The organism is Burkholderia sp. IMCC1007 (genome assembly GCF_027257875.1).
GTDB lineage: Bacteria > Pseudomonadota > Gammaproteobacteria > Burkholderiales > Burkholderiaceae > Burkholderia.
Window position 1 is genome coordinate 57,144 of record NZ_JAPVQY010000018.1, and the last position, 19,660, is coordinate 76,803.

General features: G+C 66.9%; 21 protein-coding genes. 9 read left to right on the forward strand and 12 right to left on the reverse strand.

Features of this window, described 5'->3' with window-relative positions; genetic code table 11:
• Positions 1-22: 22 nt before the first annotated feature.
• On the reverse strand, positions 23-1,126 hold the full coding sequence (locus O1Q03_RS17650; protein ID WP_269505062.1) for a LacI family DNA-binding transcriptional regulator: 1,104 nt from the start codon (positions 1,124-1,126) through the stop codon (positions 23-25).
• An 87-nt stretch (positions 1,127-1,213) separates the two neighbouring features.
• On the opposite strand from O1Q03_RS17650, the gene O1Q03_RS17655 reads away from it, so the two are divergent.
• Positions 1,214-2,050 (forward strand): NAD-dependent epimerase/dehydratase family protein, encoded by an 837-nt coding sequence (locus O1Q03_RS17655; protein WP_269505063.1) that lies wholly within the window; start codon positions 1,214-1,216, stop codon positions 2,048-2,050.
• 27 nt (positions 2,051-2,077) lie between these two features.
• Here O1Q03_RS17655 and O1Q03_RS17660 read toward each other — a convergent pair whose 3' ends face one another.
• Positions 2,078-2,398: a DUF1330 domain-containing protein gene (locus O1Q03_RS17660; RefSeq protein ID WP_269505064.1), complete on the reverse strand. Its 321-nt coding sequence runs from the start codon at positions 2,396-2,398 to the stop codon at positions 2,078-2,080.
• 204 nt (positions 2,399-2,602) lie between these two features.
• Positions 2,603-3,070: a MerR family transcriptional regulator gene (locus tag O1Q03_RS17665; RefSeq protein WP_269505065.1), complete on the reverse strand. Its 468-nt coding sequence runs from the start codon at positions 3,068-3,070 to the stop codon at positions 2,603-2,605.
• Between the two features lie 77 nt (positions 3,071-3,147).
• Here O1Q03_RS17665 and O1Q03_RS17670 point away from each other — a divergent pair, with 77 nt between their 5' ends.
• The 4 genes from O1Q03_RS17670 to O1Q03_RS17685 all read left to right on the forward strand — a co-directional run bounded on the left by O1Q03_RS17670 (position 3,148) and on the right by O1Q03_RS17685 (position 6,379).
• Positions 3,148-4,392 carry an NADH:flavin oxidoreductase/NADH oxidase family protein gene (locus O1Q03_RS17670; protein ID WP_269505066.1) on the forward strand — a complete coding sequence of 415 codons (1,245 nt, stop codon included), beginning with the start codon at positions 3,148-3,150 and terminating at the stop codon, positions 4,390-4,392.
• 243 nt (positions 4,393-4,635) lie between these two features.
• Positions 4,636-4,974, forward strand: a complete 339-nt coding sequence (locus tag O1Q03_RS17675) for a DUF2946 domain-containing protein (RefSeq protein WP_269505067.1) — start codon at positions 4,636-4,638, stop codon at positions 4,972-4,974.
• A gap of 105 nt (positions 4,975-5,079) precedes the next feature.
• Positions 5,080-5,997: a hypothetical protein gene (locus O1Q03_RS17680; RefSeq protein WP_269505068.1), complete on the forward strand. Its 918-nt coding sequence runs from the start codon at positions 5,080-5,082 to the stop codon at positions 5,995-5,997.
• Between the two features lie 16 nt (positions 5,998-6,013).
• Entirely contained in the window at positions 6,014-6,379 is a 366-nt protein-coding gene (locus tag O1Q03_RS17685) for a copper resistance CopC family protein (protein WP_269505069.1), read from the forward strand.
• 247 nt (positions 6,380-6,626) lie between these two features.
• Here O1Q03_RS17685 and O1Q03_RS17690 read toward each other — a convergent pair whose 3' ends face one another.
• From O1Q03_RS17690 to O1Q03_RS17705, 4 genes are all read right to left on the reverse strand, one after another.
• On the reverse strand, positions 6,627-8,348 hold the full coding sequence (locus O1Q03_RS17690) for a PepSY-associated TM helix domain-containing protein (protein WP_269505070.1): 1,722 nt from the start codon (positions 8,346-8,348) through the stop codon (positions 6,627-6,629).
• A 248-nt stretch (positions 8,349-8,596) separates the two neighbouring features.
• Entirely contained in the window at positions 8,597-9,085 is a 489-nt protein-coding gene (locus tag O1Q03_RS17695; protein WP_269505071.1) for a hypothetical protein, read from the reverse strand.
• Entirely contained in the window at positions 9,082-9,417 is a 336-nt protein-coding gene (locus O1Q03_RS17700; protein WP_269505072.1) for a hypothetical protein, read from the reverse strand. Before O1Q03_RS17700 ends, O1Q03_RS17695 begins: the two co-directional genes overlap by 4 nt.
• A gap of 70 nt (positions 9,418-9,487) precedes the next feature.
• Positions 9,488-9,811 carry a DNA-binding protein gene (locus O1Q03_RS17705; RefSeq protein WP_269505073.1) on the reverse strand — a complete coding sequence of 108 codons (324 nt, stop codon included), beginning with the start codon at positions 9,809-9,811 and terminating at the stop codon, positions 9,488-9,490.
• A gap of 600 nt (positions 9,812-10,411) precedes the next feature.
• Here O1Q03_RS17705 and O1Q03_RS17710 point away from each other — a divergent pair.
• The gene (locus O1Q03_RS17710; protein WP_269505074.1) at positions 10,412-11,044 is read left to right on the forward strand and encodes a LysE family translocator; all 633 of its coding nucleotides are present in this window, start codon (positions 10,412-10,414) and stop codon (positions 11,042-11,044) included.
• 478 nt (positions 11,045-11,522) lie between these two features.
• On the opposite strand, the gene O1Q03_RS17715 is transcribed toward O1Q03_RS17710, so the two are convergent.
• On the reverse strand, positions 11,523-13,151 hold the full coding sequence (locus O1Q03_RS17715; protein ID WP_269505075.1) for an NADP-dependent glyceraldehyde-3-phosphate dehydrogenase: 1,629 nt from the start codon (positions 13,149-13,151) through the stop codon (positions 11,523-11,525).
• A 549-nt stretch (positions 13,152-13,700) separates the two neighbouring features.
• Positions 13,701-14,651 carry a LysR family transcriptional regulator gene (locus O1Q03_RS17720; protein WP_269505076.1) on the reverse strand — a complete coding sequence of 317 codons (951 nt, stop codon included), beginning with the start codon at positions 14,649-14,651 and terminating at the stop codon, positions 13,701-13,703.
• A 218-nt stretch (positions 14,652-14,869) separates the two neighbouring features.
• Between O1Q03_RS17720 and O1Q03_RS17725 the strand changes: the two genes are divergently transcribed.
• Positions 14,870-15,895 (forward strand): DUF1338 domain-containing protein, encoded by a 1,026-nt coding sequence (locus O1Q03_RS17725; RefSeq protein WP_269505077.1) that lies wholly within the window; start codon positions 14,870-14,872, stop codon positions 15,893-15,895.
• Between the two features lie 263 nt (positions 15,896-16,158).
• On the opposite strand, the gene O1Q03_RS17730 is transcribed toward O1Q03_RS17725, so the two are convergent.
• The 3 genes from O1Q03_RS17730 to O1Q03_RS17740 all read right to left on the reverse strand — a co-directional run bounded on the left by O1Q03_RS17730 (position 16,159) and on the right by O1Q03_RS17740 (position 16,999).
• The gene (locus O1Q03_RS17730) at positions 16,159-16,356 is read right to left on the reverse strand and encodes a CsbD family protein (RefSeq protein ID WP_269505078.1); all 198 of its coding nucleotides are present in this window, start codon (positions 16,354-16,356) and stop codon (positions 16,159-16,161) included.
• A 55-nt stretch (positions 16,357-16,411) separates the two neighbouring features.
• A complete protein-coding gene (locus O1Q03_RS17735; RefSeq protein WP_269505079.1) occupies positions 16,412-16,762 on the reverse strand; it encodes a BON domain-containing protein in 351 nt (116 codons plus the stop codon).
• A 72-nt stretch (positions 16,763-16,834) separates the two neighbouring features.
• Positions 16,835-16,999: a hypothetical protein gene (locus O1Q03_RS17740; RefSeq protein WP_269505080.1), complete on the reverse strand. Its 165-nt coding sequence runs from the start codon at positions 16,997-16,999 to the stop codon at positions 16,835-16,837.
• Between the two features lie 383 nt (positions 17,000-17,382).
• On the opposite strand from O1Q03_RS17740, the gene O1Q03_RS17745 reads away from it, so the two are divergent.
• Together O1Q03_RS17745 and O1Q03_RS17750 are read left to right on the forward strand one after the other, a co-directional pair.
• On the forward strand, positions 17,383-18,918 hold the full coding sequence (locus O1Q03_RS17745; RefSeq protein WP_269505081.1) for a helix-turn-helix transcriptional regulator: 1,536 nt from the start codon (positions 17,383-17,385) through the stop codon (positions 18,916-18,918).
• Positions 18,919-19,138: 220 nt separating this feature from the next.
• On the forward strand, positions 19,139-19,342 hold the full coding sequence (locus O1Q03_RS17750; protein ID WP_269505082.1) for a CsbD family protein: 204 nt from the start codon (positions 19,139-19,141) through the stop codon (positions 19,340-19,342).
• The last annotated feature ends 318 nt before the right edge of the window (positions 19,343-19,660 follow it).

The window sequence follows — 19,660 nt, forward strand, 5'->3', positions numbered from 1 at the left end:
TGCCGCGCGAGCGTGGCGCGCTTCAACCGGCCTCGGCCGTCGACGCGCGGACGATGAGTCGCGGCTCGAACGTCGAATAGCTCGCGTCGGTGCGGCCGGCGAGCGCGTCGATCAGCTTCTGCATCGCGAGTTCGCCCATGTTCTCGCTCTGGATGTCGATGGTGGTCAGCGCGGGCGCGGCGTACTGGCCGTACGGCACGTTGTCGATGCCGGCCACCGACACGTCCTGCGGCAGCCGGAACCCGAGCGATGCGGCTTCCTTCATGAAGCCGAGCGCGATCAGGTCGTTGTAGCAGATCACGGCCTGCGGGCGCTGCGGCCCGAGCATCACGCGCGAGCACGCGCGCTCGCCGGCGTCGGCGGTCGGCGCATGCGCGTCGTGCACGTCGAGCGTGAGGCCCGCTTCGGCGAGACAGTCGCGCGCGCCCTGGATCCGTTCGTCGTTCGGGCGCGCCTGCCCGAAGCCGAGATACGCGATGCGCGTATGGCCGAGATTGAGCAGGTGACGCGCGAGCATGTAGGTCGCGAGCCGGTTGTCGATGCCGACGGTCGGAATCGGCAGGCCGGGGCTGCGCCGCAGCAGCACGAGCGGCTTGTGCAGATCGAGCATCCAGCCGGCTTCCTCGTCGGGCAGCCGCGTACTGACGATCAGCCCGTCGACGCGCTGCGCGAGCGCCTCGATCAGCGAGCGTTCGCGCGCCTGGCTCTCTTCGGTGTCGACGAGCAGCAGCGTGTAGTCGTGCTGGAGCGCGACGCGGTTCGCGCCTTTGACGATGTTCGTGAAATACGGGTTGCTGATGTCGAGGATCACGACGCCGATGGTGCGCGTGCGCCCGGTGATCATCGAGCGCGCGAGCGGGTTCGAACGGTAGCCGAGCCGCTCGATTGCCTCCTTGAGCCGCGCTTCGACGGTCGGCGAAAAGCGCTGCGTGCCGTTCACGTACTTGGACACCGTCGCGACCGATACGCCGGCGTCCGCGGCGACGTCGCGGATCGTCGGGGAAACTTTTTTCATCGCAAGGGTAACGTTTTCGTTAGCTTGCCCCGGATTGTGGCAGAAAAACCCGGCGTTCGGCCACGGGACCAGATCGGGAAAGTGCGGATGGCCGGCAGCAAGTTCAGCCATTGACGTTCGGCTTTCTGACCACGTATAGTTGGAAAACGTTTTCCGCCTTTCGATGTACTTCAGCACAGATTCAAGGAGACATACTCGATGAACGCCTCATCCACCGGTGCGCGCAAGCCGTTCGGGCGCCTGCTGCTGACCGGCGCGGCCGGCAATCTCGGCCGCCAGGTGCGCGGCGCGCTGGCGAACTGGGCCGACGTCGTCCGCGTGACCGACATCGCGGCGCTGGACGACGCGGCCGCGCACGAAGAAATCCGTGTCGTCGACCTGGCCGACCGCCCGGCGGTGATGGACCTGGTCGACGGCGTGGACGCGATCGTCCACCTCGGCGGCATTTCGGTCGACGCGCCGTTCGACGATCTCGTCGATGCGAACATCACCGGCACGTACAACCTGTACGAAGCCGCGCGCAGGCACGGCGTGAAGCGGGTCGTGTTCGCGAGTTCGAACCACGCGATCGGTTTCCATCCGGTCACGCAGGTGCTCGACGCCGATGCGCCGCTGCGTCCGGACAGCCTGTACGGCGTGACGAAATGCTTCGGCGAGTCGCTGTCGCGGTACTACTTCGACCGCTTCGGCATCGAGACGGTATGCCTGCGGATCGGCTCGTCGTTCGAGGTGCCGAAGACGCCGCGCATGCTCGTGACGTTTCTCAGCTACCGCGACTTCATCGAACTCGTGCGCTGCTCGCTGCTGACGAACCGCGTCGGTCACGCGATCGTCTACGGCGTATCGGACAACCCGGTGAAGTGGTGGGACAACACGAAGGCCGGCTTCCTGGGCTTCCGGCCGCAGGACAGCTCCGAGCAGTTCGCCGGGCTGTTCCCCGTGACGGCCCCGACGGCCGAGTACGACGATGCCACGCAGCAGTATCAGGGCGGCGCGTTCGTCGTCGGCGAGCCGATGGAGCGCGACGCGACGTAATCGCCGCAGCACCCCGTGCGGCGTGGCTCAGCGCAGGATGTCCGTCGCCTTGTGCCGCGCGTCCACGCCGTCGATCAGGATCAGCGGGCCGCTCGCGTGTCGCGTGCGCAGCGGCTGAATCTTCTGGTACGCGTCCGATTCGTACCACGCGCGCGCCGTATCCAGATCGGGGAATGCGATCGCGATCAGGTCGCCGCGCCACACGCCTTCGCGCACCTCCGGCCGCGCGCCGTGGATGACGAAATGGCCGTCGTACGGCGCGAGCGTGCCGTCGATCCGTTCGAGGTATTCGACGATGTCGTCGCACATTTGAACGTCGTGCAGGTGGGCGATGGCGTAGGCGGTCATGGCGGGCTCCTTGGTCGATACCGCTGGCTGATCGGTAAGGCCATGATTGGCGCGCGGGCCGCGCGCGTCGATTACCTGCGACGTAAGCGAATTCCGCCATGCCGGCAATGCGCTGCCGATGCCGCGCGCATGCGACGCTACACAACACCCGATCATTGGTCGCCAGCAGGGCAGGCTGATAACGGTCGCCGGGTGCCGACGCACTTACGCGCGCTTTCGTACCGGCCGTGGCGGCGATGCTGGTACGGGCGCCGGCCCCGACTCCGCCGCTTCCTTGCACAGTTTGTCGAGCATGCGCTGCGCGGCGGCCGAGCAATCCTCGCCCGCCGGCTTGTTCGCGATCTCGTCGATCAGCGCCTGCAGATCGCGCCGGTTCTGCGCGAGACGCTGTTCGAGCAGCGCGATTTCATCGACCTTGTGCCGCAGCGCGTGCAGCAACTCGTCGTGCGGCCATGCGCCGAGGTTGGGCGGCAGCAGCGCGCGGATCTCGTCGAGCGCGAAACCCGCGCGTTGCGCGCGGTCGATGATCGCGAGCCGCGTCAGCGCATCCGGCCCGTATTCCCGATAGCCATTCGCCTGCCGGCGGGCCGGTTCGAGCAGGCCGCTCGCTTCGTAGAAGCGGATGCGCGACGCCGCGAGGCCGCTGGCACGCGCCAGTTCGCCGATTTTCATGCTGGGCTCCGAAGGGGCTTGACCTTGAAGCTGACTTTAAAGTTATGGTTGGGCCTCGTCAATCGAGGATGTCCACCATGAACCTGTTTGCGCCCCTCACACTGCCCAACGGCGCAGTGATTCCGAATCGGCTCGCCAAGGCCGCGATGGAAGAGAACATGGCCGACGCGGATCACGCGCCGTCCGACGCGTTGCTGCGCCTGTACCAGGCGTGGGCCGATGGCCGGGTCGGCCTGATCCTGACCGGCAACGTGATGGTGGACGGCCGCGCGATGACCGGCCCGAACGGCGTCGTGCTCGACAGCGAAGCGCACCTCGACCGCTTTCGGCGGTGGGCGCAGGTGTCGCGTTCCCGCGGCGCGCAGGTGTGGATGCAGATCAACCATCCGGGGCGCCAGATGCAGGCCGCGCTTGGCCAGGTGACGCTCGCGCCATCGGCCGTGCCGCTCGCGCTCGGCGCGCTGTCGAAGCAGTTTCCGGTGCCGAAGGAGATGAGTGAGGCCGACATCGCCGACGTGCAGCGGCGCTTCGTGCGCGCCGCGCAGCTCGCCGAGCAAAGCGGCTTCACCGGCGTGCAGATCCACGCGGCGCACGGCTACCTGCTGAGCCAGTTCCTGTCGCCGCTGACGAACCGCCGGCAGGACCAATGGGGCGGCAGCATCGAGAATCGCGCACGCCTGCTGCTCGACATCGTGAAGGCGGTGCGCGCGACGGTGTCGCCCGCGTTCGCCGTGGCGGTGAAGCTGAATTCGGCCGATTTCCAGCGCGGCGGCTTCAGCGCGGACGATGCGAAGCGCGTGGTCGAACTGCTGAATCCGCTCGGCGTCGATCTCGTCGAGCTGTCGGGCGGCAGCTACGAAGTGCCGGCGATGCAGGGCGAGGCGCGTGACGGGCGCACGCTGGCCCGCGAAGCGTATTTCCTCGAATTCGCGCGCGACATCACGACCGTCGCGCGCATGCCGCTGATGGTCACGGGCGGCATTCGCCGCCGCGCGGTGGCCGAGCAGGTGGTCGACAGCGGCGTGGCGATGGTCGGCATCGCGACCGCGCTGTCGATCGACCCGAACCTGCCGCGCGACTGGCAGGCCGGCAAGGACAGCGCGCCGGTACTGCAGCCGATCCTCTGGAAGAACAAGGCGCTGGGCGCGCTCGCCAACATGGCGGTGGTCAAGTTCCAGCTCGCGCGATTGAGCGCCGGCCGACGCACGCATCCGGACGTGTCGCCGCTGCGCGCGCTGGTGTCGCAGCAACTTGCCGCGCAGTGCCAGACGCGCCGCTACCGGAAGTGGATGGCACGCCGCGTGGCCGCCCCGCGCGCGTGACGGGCATGCGTGATGTGCACGCGTGTCAGGCCGCAGTAGCGCGCCGGATGAAGGGCCGCCCGGCGCGCCGTGTGCCGAGTCGATTCTTTCGGATTACTGTCTGAAATATCGCATGCGTTTACAGTGAAATTCGGGCGCTGGATCGCGATTGCCGCGTGGCATAATCCAGCACCCTGATTTCACGCCTTCATCCTGCGCGTCATGCACGGCCCCCGATTTCGCAGACCCGGCAGCTTCATCGGATTGATCGCAATCCTGATGATGGCGCTCGCGCCTGCGATGTCGCAGATGATGGCGTCGCGTCACCGGCTCGTCGATGCGCTGGCCGTCTACTGCACGGCGAGCGTCGACGATACGCTGGCCGCGCACGACGACAAGCCGGCGCACGGCGCGCACGCGCACTGGCAGGCGTGTCCCTATTGCAGCTTCGTCGCGCATGCGGCCGCGCTGCCGGGCCGTCCCGCCGCGTTCGACGCTGCGCTGTCGGGCTCGCAGCGGCCCGTCGTATCGGCGTCGATTCCGGCGCGCATCCAGGTCGTTCACACCGTCGCGCAATCGCGCGCGCCCCCCGCGTTCTCCTGATTCCGTCCGGCTTTTCCCGTGACTTGCCGCCGCTTCGCCACCGGAGCGCGGCCGTTCGTCGCGCGCGTGCGCGACAGCACCGAACCGCAATCGGAGAACACCTTCATGCCCCGCTTTACCGAACGGCGTGCGCTTCGCGCATGCGCCGCGCTGCTGGCCGCCACCGCCGGCCTTTCCCATGCTTCCTTCGCCAATGCGCACGCCGTGGTCGGCGACCGCGTCTTTCCGGCGACGATGGCCGTCGACGATCCGGGTGTCGGCGACGAATTCGATACCCGGTTCGGCCATATCAAGTCCCCCGACGACAGTGGCGACGGCATGAACGTCAATACCGTGTCGTACGAATGGGACAAGCTGATCACGAAGAACCTCGCGTTCAGCGTCGCGAGCCAGTACGTATCGCAGAACGATCCGAACGGCGGCTCCGCGAAGGGCTGGGACAACGTGACGCTCGGCCTGAAGTATCTCGTCTACGCGAATGCGCGGCACGAATTCATGGCGTCGGTCGGGCTTGCGGCCGAGGTCGGCGGCACCGGCGCGAAATCGATCGCTGCGCCGTATTCGACGTTTACGCCGACCGTCTATCTCGGCAAGGGCTTCGGCGATCTGCCGGCGTCGCTCGGTTATCTGCGTCCGTTCGCGCTGACGGCCACGGTCGGGCCGAACCTGACCACGGCCTCGTCCGACCAGGGGCCGAACGCGCTCGGCTGGGGGCTGACGCTCCAGTACAGCATCCCGTACCTGCAGCAGCAGGTGAAGAACCTCGGCCTGCCGCAGCCGTTCAGCAACATGGTGCTGGTGGTCGAGGCGCCGATGAGCACCTGTACGGCGGGCGCATGCGCGGGCCAGACGACCGGCACGATCAATCCCGGCGTACTGTGGCTCAATCGCTACGGGCAATTCGGCGTCGAGGCGCAGTTGCCGGTCAATCGTGCGACGGGCCGCCACGTCGGCGTGATCTTCGACGCGCATCTGTATTTCGACGACCTGTTCCCGCGCTCGCTCGGCAAGCCGCTGTTCTGATCCACGGAGAAACCGCATGAATCTTTCAACCACGATGCGCGCGGCCGCCGCCGCAATGCTGCTCGCCGGCACGCAACTCGCGCACGCGCATGCGTATCCGACGCATGAAGCGCCGTCCGCGGGCGAGACCGTGACCACGTCGCCGAAAGCCGTCGCGATCGATTTCGACGATGCGCTCGAACCCGCGTTCAGCTCGATCGCCGTCACCGATGCGCAAGGGCACGCCGTCACGCACGGCAACGCCGAAGTCGACGCGGCGAACAAGAAGCACATGTCCGTCGCGCTGAATCCGCTGACGCCGGGCGTCTACGCGGTCGCGTGGGTGGCCGTCGCGGTCGACGGCCACCGCACGCAAGGGCATTACGCGTTCACGGTGAAGTGACGTTCGGCAGCTCGTCGTCGCACGTGCGTCGACGGGCCGTCGTGCCAGCGTGCCAGCGAGGCGAGGCGAGGCAGGCCAGCGAGCTACCGAGCTACCGAGCCGCGCGGCGTCAGAATCGGTAGTTCGCGAGCACTTCGAAGCGACGGTCGTCGCCGAGCAGATACTACGTGTCGTTGTAGTACGCGGACTGCACGTAGCGTCGGTTTTTCATGTTTCGGTTTCCTTGAAATCGGGCGTCGCTCGGCGATCAGGCTGCCGCGCGCGTCGCGCGGCCGAACAGCAGGCGGTCGATTGACCACACCGCGACGATCGTCAACCCCATCAGCGGAAACACGATGCCGAGCAGCACGAGCCCCGCGATCCAGCCGCGCATCGGCGGCGCGCCGCGTTCGCGCGACGGTGCGCCCAGCTTGCCCGCCGGACGACGCTTCCACCACATCACCGTGCCCGTGACGGCCATCGCGGCCAGCCCGAGCGACAGCACCGCACAGACGATCTGGTTCGCGAGCCCGAAGTAGCGGCCCATGTGCAGCGACGTGCCGTACGACACGGCCTGCGATACCGCGCCGTAGTCCTCGTAATGGATGTCCTGCAGCACCGCACCGCTGTACTGGTCGATGGCGATCGTGCGCTCCGCCTTCGGGTCGGCCGGGAAGTACGACGCGGTGAATACGCCGTCGGGGCCCGACGGCAGCGCGAGCGTGTATCCGCTCGTCACGCCGAGCCCGGCGACGATCGCGATTGCGCGTGCCAGCGGCAGCGGCGCGGACGATGCCCGCGCCGACGGCGAATCCGGAACGGGTACGTTGCCGACCGCCCACGGCGTTTGCGGCAGCGGCAGGTCGTCCATCACCATGCCCGGCATCGCCTCGGCGGATTCGTGATGGTGATGGCCGGCAGGTACCGTCGCCGGTGCCGGTGCAGCCGACGTAGCCGACGTAGCCGACGTAGCCGACGCAGTCGACGTAGCCGACGCAGTCGACGTAGCCGATGCAGTCGACGTAGCTGATGCAACCGATGCAACCGATGCAGCCGATTGAGCCGATTGAGCCGATTGAGCCGATTGAGCCGATGGAGCCGATGGAGCCGATGCAGCCGATGCAGCCGATGCAGCCGATGGAGCCGATGGAGCCGGTGGAGCCGACGCAGCCGATGAAGCTAACGCATCCGCTGCATCCGCCGCCGCGGCCCCCGGCCGCGTCGAGCGCATCGATCCGCCGCCCCATGCGCCGGGCGGCGCGCCGAGGTTCACGGTCGCGGCCAGCGCCTTGAAGTTCTTGCCCCACGAGCCCGACCACGGCAACCCGGTCAGGATGAACGCGACCGTGCCGGCCGTGAGCCAGATGCCGGCCGTCGCGTGAATGCTCTTCCACAACGGCCTGCCGCGCAGCGACAGGTCGGGCCGCAGCGCACGGCTCATGCGCATGGCGCCGCGCGGCCACCACAGCGCAATGCCGGTGCCGATCATCACGAAAGTCCAGCATGCGGCGAGCTCCATCAGCAGCTCGCCGGTCTTGCCGAGCAGCAGCTTGCGATGCAGCATCCGGTCGACCTGCATGAAGCGTTGCTCGACGCTCAGCGTGCCGAGCACGCTGCCGTCGTACGGGTTCACGTACACGCTCTCGCGGCTGCCGTCGCGCAGCCGGAACACGTATTCGGCGCTGCGCTCCGGCGCGGTGGAAACCTGCACCGAAACCGGCGTCGCGTCGGCCGGCATCGCGGTGCGCGCCTTCGCGAGCAGCGTGTCCGGATCGAGTCGCGGCGTCGCGCGCGGTTCGACGATCAACCGGTGCGGATACAGCAGCGGCTCGATTTGCGGCTGGAAGCAGTAGAGCGTTCCCGTGATCGCGAGGATCACGAGAAACGGCATCACGAACAGGCCGGCATAGAAATGCCAGCGCCAGAGCGTCCGGTAACCGGCGCTGGCGGAACGGGCGGGCGACAGGGCCCGCTCGACGGTGGTCGACATGGTGTCAGCTCCTCGGGTTGGTCGAGCGGTCGAGCCGGCTTGGGCCAGCTGCCGTCGACGTGCGGCACACCCGCGTGCGCACGGCGGCGCACCGGACGACGGCACGTCATGCGCGCACGGTCATGGCGCGCATGGCGACGTCGCGCGAGCGGCGCGCGCACGCGGGTGATCGCTTGAATCGGATGGCGTGAAACGAACGGCGTGACGACCGGCGCACGTCGACGTGCGCAGGACGTCACGCGAAACGATCAGCAGGACAGAGGCGGTGCGCGGGAGGGCGGGCGGTCGTCGAATATCGACCGCACGACGCGAGGGATGTCGAAACGAATCCGGAACCGCCGCGGTACCGCGGCGGGAAACAGCAGCACCAGCACCGCGAACGACGCCAGCGCCGTGAACAGCGCCGCACCGAATGCGCAGAGGCCGTCGTCGCCGCCGGCGGACGACGCTGGGTTGCCGGCGTGTGCGTCATGCTTCAGCGCGTCGGCGAGCGCGAGCGCATCGTTGGCCGGCGTGATCGGCGCGCGCGCGTCGAAACGGGCGGCGAGTGCCGCCACGCCGACGAGCAGCGGGCCGCGCCCCGAACACAGCACCACCGAGCCCGCATCCGGACCGTCCGGATCGAGCATCACGGCGCCCGACATCAGCGCGCGGGACAGCAGCGTGACGAGGAGGAAACCCCACAGAAGCTGTCGCGCGACGCCTTGCCGGAGCAGGAAGCGGCGAAGTGCGTTCATGGCGCGCGATTGTACATCCGATCGTGCGGCGGGCCGATTGCGGTGCCGGGGAACGGGGTGGGGCGGTGTGACGTGGAAGGGCGTTCAGCGGGGGCGATTCGTATCGGCGGCGCGGTCGTCGTCGCGTCGATCTTCGCCCTCGTCGGCCAGCAGGTCGGAAAGGTCGGAAAGATCGGAAAGTGGGCAGCCGCCAGGCGCCGCATCGCCCGCTCGACGTCGTGATCGTAGCGGCGATCGTTCGCGTTGAGATGCTTCCGGGCCTTGCGTCCGGACTGCTTCACGAAGACGCCGAGTGTGCCGGCCAGCCGGGATTTCCGGGTCCCGACGCTCATCCGGTGCGGTTATCGGCCATGCGCGCGCATCCGCGGCCGTTCGTCATGGTGATCGATCGTGCACGCCGGTTCAGACCGGATACGCATCGTCGACTTTCAGGTTCGCGAGCCGGAACAGCGTGCGCAGCGTCTGCGGATGGATGTCGCGGCGTGCGGCGAGCGACGTCAGCATGAAGTCGAGCACTTTCGCGTAGCGCAGCAGCACGAGGCAGCGCGCGAGATCGACGTTGCCGTCGCGCATCTCTTCCGCGAGACGGACCATCCGGCCGGACAGCGTGCGCGCCATGTCCAGTTCCAGCTGCTGCTTTTCGGTCCAGTCGGGCAGCGGCTGTTCGAGCAGCTTCGCGAGAAAGATCTGGAACGACGTATCGGACGAGTTGGGCAGCGTATCCATGAATGGCCTCGTTGCTTCGCGCGGTTCGTGGCCGCGCCGATCGGCGGCGCGACTTTCGTGAAAACGGGATGCAGATTCCGTACCAGCGCGGCGATCCGGTCGTCGAGCAACGTTGACGCGTGTCGCGGCGTCGGGCGTGGCGTCCCGCCGATACTGGCTCGCGCGGGAAATCGAGGCGGCCGTTCATCCGCGTCGCGACGTGGCGCACGCAGGTGCGGCGGCGGTCGGACGAGTGAAATGCTTCAACGATGTAACGTTACGCGCGGTCAAAACCGGTTTCGTGTGTCTGACGGCGACGCGCGGGGGCGGCCGCGGCCCGGCGATTCACGTGGCATCCGCGCGGCGCCGGGCGCGGCGGCCGGCGACGGCGGCGCCCCGCGACGCCGACGCTGACCGAGCAATGCCGCAACGCGCACGCGCCAGATGTTTCATAACCGAGACAGTCCGAACGCGGCGGCGCGGATGCGCACGCAATCTCACGCCGCGTCACGCCGATCGTGCATTTCGCCCAACTGGCCCTGCGAATTGGCGACCAACTGTGCATGGGCAGAGGCCGCGCATTTGCGAACAATCAACCGATCATTCCTCGCGAGGTTCGACATGAGCGTCCACGCCTTTTTCTCCGCCAACCTGCTGCTGGCTTACACGGCCTATTTCGTCGGCACGGCCAGCCCGGGCCCGAGCAACCTCGCGATCATGTCGGTCGCCGCCAACCACGGCCGCAAGGCGGCGCTCGTATTCGCGCTCGGCGTGATGTCCGGATCGATGTGCTGGGCGCTGGTGGCCGCGCTCGGCGTGTCGGCGGCGCTGCTCGCATGGTCGAAGCTGCTGGTCGCGATCAAGCTGTTCGGCGGCGTGTATCTGCTGTGGCTCGCGTTCAAGTCGGGCCGCACCGCATGGTCGCCCAACGCGGCCGCGACGCTCAAGACGACGACCGAGCAGCGGCTGTCGCGCTTCTACGCGCGCGGTGCGATGCTGCACCTGACGAATCCGAAAGCCATCCTGGTGTGGGTGTCGATCGTCGCGCTGTCGTCGAACGGTTCGGGCGCGTCGCACGGCGCCGTCGTGCCGGGTTGCCTCGCGATCGGCTGCATCGTGTTCGGCGGTTATGCGCTGGTGTTCTCGACCGACGGTGCGCGCCGGTTGTATGTGCGTGGCCGGCGGGCGATGGAAGCGTGTCTGGCGGTGGTGTTCGGCGTCGCGGGTATCCGGCTGTTGGCGTCGAACGTGTAGCGTCCGGCCGTCGTGCGGCTAGACGATTTCTGCGAGAGGAAGATCGGCCGTACGATCGAGATCTGGAAAGTCGGCATGGTGCTGGCGCCGAACGGCGTGCGCAGCGTGCGGTTACATCGCCGATGGCAGGGCGGCCAGTCGCCGATGTCCGCTGACGAGAAGCGCACGGCGCCCGACGCCGAACAAGCGATCGCGTTGACGCGATGTGGAAAGTCGGCATGGTGCGGCCGCCGAAGCGCGTGAGTAGCGTGCGATTACGCCGCTGACGGCGGCGAGTCTGCCGATATTCGCTGACAAAAAGGGCGTGGCGGCCGGCGCCGAATAAGCGATCACGTTGACGGGCAGGCGAGCGTGTCGTCAGTCCCGGCCGGTTCTTGAATCGAACCGATCCATAGCCGGACGCGAACCCGCACGCGCGGCGCCCCGATCCACGAACCGGATCCGGGGCGCCGCGCGAGCGTGCCACCCGCGCCGTGCGTCAGAAAATGAAGCCCGTGTTGATGAACTTCGAGTAGTGATCCGACACGATCGAGTCGAGCAGCTGCTTGCTGTCGTCGGTCTGCTTCGCCGCAACCATCGAGCGGATCGAGAACGCGCGCAGCGCGTCGGTCACCGACAGCGTGCCTTCGGCCGAATCCTTGCGCCCCGCGAACGGGAACACATCGGGCCCGCGCTGGCACTGACAGTTGATGTTCACGCGGCACACCTGGTTCACGAGCGGATCGACGAGCGCGCCGATCTCCGCCGGATCGGAACCGAAGATGCTGACCTGCTGGCCGTGATCCGACGTCGTCACGTAGTCGAGCGCGGTTTCGACGTCGTCGAACGGCGCGACCGGGATGATCGGCCCGAACTGTTCCTCGCGATACAGCTTCATTCCTTCGGATACCGGATAGACGACGGCCGGATAGAACAGCGTCTTGCTGAACTCGCCGCCCTGGTGATTGACGACCTGCGCGCCGCGGGCCTTCGCGTCGTCGATCGCATCGGTCATGTACGCGGTGCGATGCATGCCCGGCAGCGGCGTGATGCTGACGCCTTTCTCCCACGGCATGCCGATCTTCAGCTGTTCGAGCGCGGAGGTGAAGCGCTTCAGGAATTCGTCGACGATCGAGCGGTGCACGAGCAGCATCTTCAGCGCGGTACAGCGCTGGCCGTTGAACGACAGCGCGCCGAGCAGACACTCCTTCACGGTGAGATCGAGATCGGCGTCGGGCAGCACGATCGCCGCGTTCTTCGCGTCGAGCCCTAGAATCGCGCGCAGCCGGTGCGACTTCGGATGCTGCTTCTTCAGGTGATCGGCGACCTTGCTCGAACCGATCAGCGCGAGCACGTTGATCTTGCCCGACGCGAGCATGTGCGGCACGACCACCGCGCCCGGCGCGTAGATCGTATTGATCACGCCTTTCGGGAATGCGTCGCGGAACGCCTCGAGCAGCGGTTCGAACAGCAGCGTGCCGTACTGCGGCGGCTTGAACACCACGGTGTTGCCCATCAGCAGCGCGGGGATCAGCGTCGCGAACGTTTCGTTCAGCGGATAGTTGTACGGGCCCATGCACAGCACGACGCCGAGCGGCGTGCGGCGGATCTGGCCGATCGTGCCTTCGGCGATCACGAAGCGCGAGTTTGCGTTGTCGAGCTCCTTCAGCGCGTCGATCGTCTGCGTCATGTACGTGACGGTGCGGTCGAATTCCTTCTGCGAATCGGCGAGGCTCTTGCCGATTTCCCACATGATCAGGTTCACCACCAGCTCGCGCTGCGCGACCATCCGCTTGATGAAGTCCTGCATGCACGCGATGCGCTGCTCGACCTTCATCGTCGGCCACTCGCCGCGGCCCGAGTCGTACGCGCGCACCGCGGCGTCGAGCGCCGCGTCGCTTTCCGGCTCGCCCATCACCGGGTAACTGCCGATCTCCATCTGAGCGACGCTGCCGTCCGGCTGGCGCACGCACACGGGCGACAGCACGGTTTTGGTCGTGCCGTCCCACGGGCGCAATTCGCCGTCGACCAGCGACACGCGCTGGTGAATCGGCGAAGCGAGCCGGTATTCGGCGGGGATGTCCTGATAAGCGGGAAACAGCTGTTGCAGCGAAGCGGAATCGGGCATGACGGTCTCGTTTGACGGGTGTCCTGAAAGGACGGGCGACACGGAATCCTGAGCTGAATGATCCTCGATCCTGAATCGACATCATGACGCGCGCGCGACGTTGCGTCACGCGACGGCATGGCCGAAACGCGGAATGGAACCAGTTCCATTAAAAAGCAACGCCGTGCCGATTGCAACAATTGCCGACCGTCATTGTTTAATTCGAAAGGAATTTGAAGGATTGTGTCCGGATAGGGCGACTATGCCGCTCGATGCATGCGCAAACGTTTTACTTCCGTCGGTTTGCGTGGATAATGGGCCAACGCGGCGACGCAAAATATGCAGGGACCTGAGAGAACCTAAGTAGTGAAGAAGAAAGAAAGTCCGCCGCGCTGCCGATACGAGGTCGGCTGCCCGGAGCGTCGGGCCGGGGTGTCCCGGCCCGACGCGCGCCGGACACACGGGCCGTCGTGCGTTCGGTCCTTCCTACCGGCGAATTCGCCGCCGCGATGTTCGTTCCCGTGATTTCTCCGCTGCGAAGCACGCGCTGAACGCGTGCCGCACGTGACGCTATTCGACGTCCTCGTCGTCTTCGTCATCCTCCGCTTCGCTTTCCTCCCGCCCCGGCGCCGCATACGCGCTCGCCTGTTCCAGCAGCCATGCGCGGAACGATTCCAGCGGCTTGCTGTGGCTGAACTCCGTCGGATACACGAGGTAGTACGCGGAATCGCCGACCGTCGCCGCGTCGCACGGCACGACGAGGCCGAGCTGCTGCAGCTGTTCCTCGACGAAGAACTTCGGCACCAGCGCGATGCCGAGCCCGGCCGCGGCCGCGCTGATCAGCATCGTATGCAGCTCGTAGCGCACGCCATGCATCGTGCGGATGTCCTCGACGCCGTGCGTCTCGAACCATTGCGCCCACGCGCCGGGGCGCGTGGTGGAGTGCAGCAGCGGATACGCGAGCAGATCCTCCACGCGTTCGACCGGCCCGTGGAGCAGCGCCGGCGAGCAGATCGGCACGACTTCCTCGCCGAACAGGTAGTCCGACGACGTGCCGGGCCAGGTCGGCTTGCCGTAGTGGATCGCGGCTTCGAAGTGCGTATCCTCGAACGAGAACAGGTCGGTGCGGCTGCCCATGTTGACGCGCACGTCCGGCGTGCGGTCGTAGAAGCTCTTGATACGCGGGATCAGCCAGTGCGACGCGAAGGTCGGCAGCACCGCGAGCTCCAGGTAGCCGCCGCCGCTGCCGTGCGCGATGATCGACAGCGTGTCGCGGTCGAGCGACTCGAGCGCGCGCCGCACCTGCGTGCCGTACAGCTTGCCGGCGCGCGTCAGCACGACGCGCTGCTTCACGCGTGCGAACAGCCGCACGCCGAGGCTCGCTTCGAGCGTCGCGATCTGCCGCGACACCGCGCTTTCGGTCAGGAACAGCTCCTTCGCCGCGTGCGTGAAGCTCTCGTGGCGCGCCGCGGCTTCGAAAGCCACGAGCGCACCCATGTTGGGGATCTTGAATTTGCGCATGATTTTGTCTGACGAACGGACCCGCCCGAGACGGGCCGGCGGACGAGTGCGGAGCCGTGAATAATTCCAAAAACTCATCACGTGTCAATTTAATCTCGCTTTACGCCCCGCTGCAACCCTTTGAATAATGCTTTCCGTGCAAGGTCAGGCGCCCGCCGGGCGGCCGGCCACCGAGTTGCCGGCACGTTTGCCGGCGGTCCCCCGACACGAGAATCCTGATGCGCAATCCGAATATCGAGAGCTTGCTGACGAAGCTGCTGGGACAGGCGAAGACCGACGCCCTGTTCGCGACCCTGAACATGCCGGCCATCCTCGAAGAGTGGGAAGCCGACGTCGTCACGCGCGCGGAAATCGCGCAGGCGATGAACATGGCGCTGTTCGAAGGGCTGCTCGAACGTTCGGCGAACGGTCGCGCCTATACGGCCGAAGCGGTCGAAAACGGCGGTTCGGTGTACTTCGATCACGGCGCGCTGCGCACGGTGCGCTGGCCGCATACCGGCGCACTGCCGCCGGGCGAAGCCGCGTTCACGCGCATCCTGCGTCCGCTCGGCTTCCGGCTGAACGGCCGTTATCCGCTCGACAAGCTCGGCATGACGGGCCGCGCGTACGCGCATGAAGATGCGCCGGACGAGATCGCGCAGTTCTTCGTCAGCGAACTGCATCCGGAACGCTTCTCGAAGGAATTCCAGCAGGCCGTGACGAACGTCGTGAGCTCGTCGCGCGATCCGCTGTCGCCGGCGGCCGTCGCGCTGCTGTGGGAAATCGAGCGCGAAGGGTGGCTGTCGCTCGACGCCGCGCACGCGCTGCTGCCTGAAATCGTCGGCGCATTCGCGCGTCAGCACGACGTGCCGAGCGAACTCGACTACGAGACGCTGCTGCTCGAATCGGCCGAGATGGCGTGGATCGCGACCGAAGGCAACGCGTTCAACCACGCGACCGATCGCGTGATCGACGTGTTCAAGCTGTCCGACGACGAGAAGGCGAAGGGCCGGCCGATGAAGCCGGAAGTCGAACGCTCGCGTTCGGGCCGCGTGTTCCAGACGGCCTATCGCGCGGACATCGTCGAGCGCGAATTCCGCACGCGCGACGGCGGCAAAATCACGCGCAACGTGCCCGGTTCGTTCTACGAATTCATCACGCGCCGTCGCACGTTCGACCAGACGGCGCGCCGCTGGGTGACGGACCTGCGCTTCGATGCGGGCAACGCGCAGGGCATCTTCAAGATGACGGCGAACGCGAAGTAAGCGCGGTATATCGCGCCGCGTGCATCTCGTGCACCGCGCGTAAAAACAGGCGGGCCGGCGGCTGAGATCAGCCGCCGGCCCGTTTTCGTTGCATGGGCGCCGCGTTCGTCAGAAGAGGTGCGTGAACAGAAAGAACAGCACCAGCAGCCCGATCGGTACGCCGAGCAGCCATGCGATCAGATACTTGCCCATGTTGGTGTCCTCCGCATGGCCGCGACGTGGCGTACGTCGCGGCCGGTTGAGACGACCCGCGCGTTACGGCGTTACAGCTCGCGATCGAAATCCTTCAGCTGCCGCTCGGCCTCGTCGCGCGCGATCCCGTAACGCTCCTGGATCCTGCCGACCAGATACTCACGGTTGCCTTCGGCGACCTGCAGGTCGTCATCGGTCAGCTTGCCCCACTTGGTCTTCAGCTTGCCGGTCAGTTGCTTCCATTGACCCTTGATCTTGTCTTCGTTCATCGTTTGCTCCTGTCTCATTGGGGGAGAAAAGCGCGGCGGTTGGCCGCGGGATAGCTCAGGCCTTCGCCTTCAGGCCGGATGAGTCGACGTGCTTCACGCCCTTGATCGAGCGCGTCACGGCGACCGCCTTCTTCACTGCGCTCCTCGACGGCAGTACGCCCGTCAGCGTCACGACGCCGTCCACCGTCTTCACGCTGATGTCGGTACTCTTCACGCCTTTGGCGGTCGCGAGTTCGCTCTTCACCTTGGTCGTGATCCACGTGTCGGTCACGGGCTGATCCGATCCGTTCGTCATGCCGCTGTCGGCCGACGACGACGCGGCCTGTGCATTCGTGAGCGGCGCGGCCGAAAGCGCGAGGGCCGCGGTGATGGCGAGCAGCGTCGAAAGGTGCGAGATCTTCTTCATATGATTTCTCCTTCGATTGGCTAGGTGGGCGGATGAACCGACGAACGCGACGCACGTCGCGTTCCCGGGCCGTCAACGGGCGATCGGCGTGTCGTAGCCGGGCTCGCGCGGCGGCATGTCCGGGCGCGGCACGTCGGGCGGCAGCGGCACCGGCGGGTCGGTGCCGGGCGATGGTTCGGGCGGATGGTCCGGGGCCGGTTCGGGCCGCGTCGGATCGGGTGTCTGATGCTGTTTCATCAGTGGTCCTCCTCTGCGGTATGGAAGGGCAGCGCGTGAGCGCCGATGCAGTACCAGCGTACCGGCGCGAACGCACGCGGACATCGCGCAAATTCACCGGGTTCGCTAGTGCGTTTGCACGTTGTGACAGTATCCAGCGCGGGAATGGGAGATGCTGCTGTTGCGGGCACAACGCGCGGCAACAGGCGCGGGAGACCTGTTGCGCCGCTCGGCGCGGTAACGCACGTGTCGAAGCTGCATGCGAATGTACTATTGGGCGTAGTGCATCCGCGTCTGTCGCCCGTATCGGCGGCACGCGATCATCGCCGCGCGCGCTGGCCTGCGCGTGCCGGCCACGATGCGACCGCACCGGCAACCAAGCTGACGACGTGGACCACCCATCAATGGACGAACGAGTAAATGAGCAGGCGCTGAAGTCGCATACCGACCGGCGCCAACTGCACCAGATCATCGCGGGGCTGACCGAGGGCGTGATCCTGATCGAGCCCGACCAGCGCATCGTATGGGCGAACGAGGCCGCGCTCGCGATGCACGGTGTCACCGAGCTCGACGCGCTCGGTGCGGACGTCACCGAGTACCGCGAGCGTTTTCGCCTGCGTTACCGGAACAATCATCCGCTGCGCGACGGCCACTATCCGATGGACCGCGTGATCGCGGGCGAGGAGTTCAGCGACGTGACGGTCGAGGTCGAATCGGCCGCCGACGAGAACCTGAGCTGGGTTCACCGGATTCGCAGCCTCGTGCTGACGAACGCCGCCGGCGAGCCGGACTGTCTCGCGCTCGTCCTGCACGACGCGACCGAATGGGCGAGCGCCGAGGAGCGCTTCGAGCGCACGTTCAACGCGAACCCGGCGCCCGCCGTGATCTGCCGGCTCGACGATTTGCGCTACGTGAAGGTGAATCAGGGCTTCCTCGACATGACGGGCCACGCGCGCGACGACGTGCTCGGCCGCTCCGTCTACGAGATCGATGTGCTGGAGCAGGCCGAGCAGCGCGAGCTCGCGATCGAGCGGCTCGGCGAGGGCGCGACGATCCCGCAGATGGAGGCCGTGCTCAAGCGCGCGGACGGCAGCACCAAGGCGGTGGTCGTCGCCGGGCAGCCGATCGACATGAACGGCGAGGCGTGCATGCTGTTCACGTTCATGGATCTCGAGCCGCGCAAGCAGGCGGAACTCGCGCTGCGCCAGAGCGAGGAGCGGTTCGCGAAGGTGTTCCGGATGGCGCCGGTTGCGACCGCGATCGTCACGGCCGACGGGTTCGAGCTGCTCGACGTCAACGATGCGTTCGTCGCGATGACGGGCCATACGCGCGACGACCTGCTCGGCAAGTCCGCCGACGAGATCGGGTTGTGGGCCGAACGCGGCGCGCGGCAGCACCTAGACAGCCAGCTCGCGCGAGACGGCAACGTGCGCAACGCCGACGTGCAGATCCGCACGCAGGACGGCGACGTGCGCGATTGCGTCGTGTCGGCCGAGCCGGTCGCGATTCACGGGCAGGATTGCCTGCTGATCGCGCTGCTCGACATCAGCGACCGTAAGCGCACCGAAATGGAGCTCGTCTATGCGATCGAGACGGCGATGCAGGATGCGTCGTGGTTCAGCCGCACGCTGATCGAGAAGCTCGCGAACGTGCGGCGCGCGAATGCGCCGGATGCGGGCGCGCAGCTGTCGGATCTCACCGCGCGCGAACGCGACGTGTTCGACCTGCTGTGTCATGGTCTCGCCGACAAGGAAATCGCCGGACGCCTTGGGCTCGCGCCGAATACGGTCCGCAATCACGTCGCGACGATCTACGCGAAGCTCGACGTGCATAGCCGCGGCGAGGCGATCGTGTGGGCGCGCGAGCGCGGCATCGTCGGCGCGGCCGAGACGAACGGTGCGCGCGGGGAGAAGGGCTGCGGCGCGAACGGCAAGGACTGATGCCGAGCGTGCCGCTCTCGGCGGCGCGATGTGGCGTATTGGGTGCGTCGCGCACATCCGCGCACCCCGCGCCATCGGTACGAATGCACCACGCAGACTGGTGCATCCGCATCTGCCCTGCGCGGCGCGCGGCTGCGATCCTGTCCACTCGGCGGTGCGGCGCGGGGGCGCCCGCAAGCAGCCGCATTGCCGTCTCCCCAAATCATCGCAGGAGACGACCATGGACAGGAATCGCATCGAGGGCAAGCTCAAACAAGTGAAGGGTTCGGTCAAGGAAGCACTCGGCAAGGTGACGGGCGATCGCGAGACGGAAGCCGAAGGCGTGGCGGAGCAGCAGGCCGGCAAGCTCCAGGAGAAGGCCGGCGAGGCGGCCGATGCGGTGCGTAACGATACGGGCATCGACACGCACATCGACCGGCACTGACGTACCGCGCGTCTTCGGCCGGAATGCGCGATCGCGGCACGTGACAACTGGCGCGGCCGCGTGACACGCCGAGCCAACCCGAAGTGACGTTGATTCGCCATCGGCATTACCCGGCGCAGCCTTGGTGCAAAGGCATCCGCGCGCACCCGCCTGATATTTCCCCTCCCGGCCCGCCGTCGCGCGGGCCGTCCATCGTCCGACGCGACGGCAGTTGATGATAATTCCTCACTACGTAGTTCCGATATTTCGTTTGCCGCACGCGTATTGGCTACCCACAATCGGTTCACCTCTTTCGCGCTGACAGGTTCCCCGGAGACG